General features: G+C 66.3%; 4 protein-coding genes. 2 read left to right on the top strand and 2 right to left on the bottom strand.

All coding sequences use genetic code 11. The features are described 5' to 3' along the window. Together EOD07_RS28365 and EOD07_RS28360 are read left to right on the top strand one after the other, a co-directional pair. Nucleotides 1–359, top strand: a 359-nt coding sequence (locus EOD07_RS28365) for a glutamine amidotransferase (protein WP_245470527.1), incomplete at its 5' end; no start/stop codon positions are given. A gap of 127 nt (nucleotides 360–486) precedes the next feature. Beyond that, nucleotides 487–1,104, top strand: coding sequence for a nucleoside/nucleotide kinase family protein (locus tag EOD07_RS28360; RefSeq protein ID WP_127237728.1), 618 nt, complete (start codon nucleotides 487–489; stop codon nucleotides 1,102–1,104). A 7-nt stretch (nucleotides 1,105–1,111) separates the two neighbouring features. Here EOD07_RS28360 and EOD07_RS28355 read toward each other — a convergent pair whose 3' ends face one another. Continuing rightward, nucleotides 1,112–1,894, bottom strand: coding sequence for a glucose 1-dehydrogenase (locus EOD07_RS28355; protein WP_127237727.1), 783 nt, complete (start codon nucleotides 1,892–1,894; stop codon nucleotides 1,112–1,114). Nucleotides 1,895–1,995: 101 nt separating this feature from the next. After that, nucleotides 1,996–3,143 (bottom strand): ABC transporter substrate-binding protein (locus tag EOD07_RS28350; RefSeq protein ID WP_164772611.1); only part of this gene is annotated, 1,148 nt, incomplete at its 5' end.

Here is a 3,143-nt window from a genome sequence, read left to right as displayed (position 1 = left end):
AAGATGTTCTGCCGGTACGCTGCCTGCCTTTCAGCGATGGGCTGGAAGTGCCGCAGGGGTTGCAGGCCTCCATCCTGCAGACGTCGCATCCGGTCCTTGCCGGCATCGAGGGGCCGCTGCCGCCGATCCTCGGCATGAACAAGACCGATTTCCGCCGTGACGGCTCCTCCCGGCTGCTCGCCTCCTGCCACTATCGCGGCGCGGACTGGCCGCTGCTTTCGGTGCGCGAGCTTGGCAAGGGCCGGACCGCCGCCTGGACGACCGACATCGGCCCGCACTGGCTGTCGCAGGATTTCCTGGCATGGCCGCTTTACGGCCGGCTGATGGGCAACATCATCCGCTGGATTGCGGGCCACTGACCTCGCCGCTTTGGCCAGCGCCGCCGCCCGACGCGGGCGCATCGCCCAGTTGACCGCCTTGGCGAGGCGGCGCTGGTCAAACCCTTTTCGTTTTTGCAAACGGCCAAGACCCGAGGACCGACCGACCATGAGCGACTGGAACGATCTCGTCTCGCGTATCCTGGCGACCGAAGCTGGCGGTGTACGCACCATGATCGCCATCGCCGGGCCGCCCGCCGCTGGCAAATCGTCCATCTCGGAACGGCTGCAGGCGGAGCTCGCCGCAGAAGGCGCCGAAATCCTGCCGATGGACGGCTTCCACTATGACAATGCGGTGCTCGACCAGCTCGGCCTGCGCCAGCGCAAGGGCGCGCCGCAGACCTTCGACTTCGACAATTTCGAGCTGACCTTGCGACGCGTGCGAGACAGCACGGCAAGCGTCGCCGTGCCGACCTTCGATCGCCCGCTCGACCTGTCGCGTGCCGGCGCAAGGCTGATCGCGCCGTCGACCCGCTACGTCATCGTCGAAGGCAACTACCTGTTGCTCGACCGCGCGCCATGGTCCGGCCTCGCCCGCCTGTTCGACCTGACGGTGTTCCTAACCGCGCCGCGCGCCGAGCTCGAACGAAGGCTGCTGAAGCGCTGGACGGACCTGAGCTATCCGGATGAATACGCGGTCGCCAAGGTTCGCGGCAACGACCTGCCCAATGTCGACCTCGTGCTGGAGCACAGCATGCCGGCGGATGTGACGTGGGAGTCTAGGTGAGGGGCCTCTACAACACGCTCGTGATCCCGCCATCCACCAGCAGCGTCTGCCCGGTGACAAAACTCGCGGCGTCCGACGCCAGGAACACCGCGGCGCCCGCCAGTTCCTCGACATCGCCCCAACGCCGCATCGGCGTGCGGCCGGTGAGCCAGCTTGAGAATTTCTCGTCGGCTACGAGAGCTGCGTTCATCTCCGTCTTGAAGTAACCGGGCGCGATCGCGTTGACGCGCACGCCGTGCTGGCCCCATTCGCCGGCCATCGACTTGGTCAGCATGGTGATCGCCCCCTTGCTTGCCGCGTAGGGCGCGATCGAGGGGCGGGCGAGCACGCTCTGCACCGAAGAGACGTTGATGATTACGCCCTTGCGGCGTTGGATCATGCCCTTCGCCGCGGCGCGGCTGACCTTGAACACGCCGTCGAGATTGGTCGCCATCAGTGCGTCCCAGTCGGCATCGGAAAAGGTCTCGAGCGGCGCGCGGCGCTGGATGCCGGCATTGTTGACCAGGATGTCGATGGGCGCGGTGCCGGCTTCGCTCGCCGCGATTGCCGCGTCGACCGACTGCGTGTCGGTGACGTCGATCACCGCTTCCGCCACAGCGTAGCCCTCGGCTCGCAGCCGGTCGCCGGCGGCCTTCAACTCATCGGCCTTGCGGCCGCCGATGGTGACGCGCGCGCCGGCGGCGGCCAGCGCTTCCGCGAAGGCGAGGCCCAGCCCGCGGCTGGCGCCGGTGACGAAGGCATGCCTGCCTTCGAGGCCGAAGAGACGGCCGAGATAATCAGTCGAATGCAATTTGCACCTTCATCGATGTGTCGACGGGCATTGTCACCCTGCCCAACAGCTCAAGCAAGCGCAAGGCGTCGGCCAGCACGGTCACGCCTTTGCGACCTGGCTTAAGCCGCGAGCCAGACGTCGGTGAAGTCCAACTCGTAGGTCGGGTGGGCATGGCGGTTCATCACCTGCTTGGCCGAGTGGCAATAAAGCTTCATCCAGTAGGGCTGGATGATCACGCCGGACTGCTGCAGGATCGTTTCCACATCCTTCATCACCGCCTTGCGCTTCTCGACATCGGCGGTCTTCAGCGCTTCGTCGAGCTTGGCGTCGAACTCCTTCGAGGCGAAGCCGCTCTCGTTCCACGCCTCGCCCGAGCGGTAGGCCAGCGCCAGCACCTGGACGCCCAGCGGCCGCATCGCCCAATTGGTGGTCGAATAGGGGAACTTGGCCCAGCCGTTCCAATAGGTCGAGGCCGGCAGCACGGTGCGCTTCACCTTGAAGCCCGCCTCGCGCAATTGCGAGGCGATCGCGTCCGCGGTGTTCTTGCGGTAGTCGTCGTCGATCGAGAACAGTTCGTGCTCGTAGCCCATCTGGCCGGCCTCGCTCATCAGGCGCTTGGCCTCGTCGAGGTCGCGCTTGATCGGCGGCAGCTCGGCATAGTCGGGATGGATGCGGCAGACATGGTGGTTTTCCGCCACCTCGCCGGCATCGGCGATGCCGAGCTTCAGCACCACCGAATTGTCGACGGCAAGCTGCAGCGCGCGCCGCACGCGCTCGTCCGTATAGGGCGCGGTCGCCGCATTGGCGCGGGCAACCACCGTCGAGGCCGAAAGGATCTCGCTCTTGGTCAAGCCCATGCCGTCGAACACCGCGATGAAGTCGCCATTGCTGTCGAGATTGGTGTGGACCTCGCCGGCCTCGAAGGCGCTGACCAGCGCGTTGGGGTCGACGCCGTAGTCGATCATCTCGATGCCGTCGAGCAGCGCTTCGCCGCCCCACCATTTGCCGTTCGCCCGGCGCTTGAACACCGCCCGCTGGCCGACATCGAGCGACACCAGCTCGAAGGCGCCGGTGCCGATCGGATGCTTGGCGAGATCGCCGCCGCCGGCGTCGAAATCACGATGCACGAGCAGCGCCGGATAATCGGCAAGGTTGGGGATCACCGTGACATCGGGCGCCGAGAGGTTGAGCACGACCGTATGGTCGTCGACCTTCTCGATCGCGCCGGCGCGCAGCTTGCCGCTGTCGCCTTCGGTGAGGCCGGCAA

The organism is Mesorhizobium sp. M2C.T.Ca.TU.002.02.1.1, from assembly GCF_003997225.1.
Note: the sequence above shows the minus strand (reverse complement) of the source record. Positions and strands in the feature narration are given on the sequence as shown.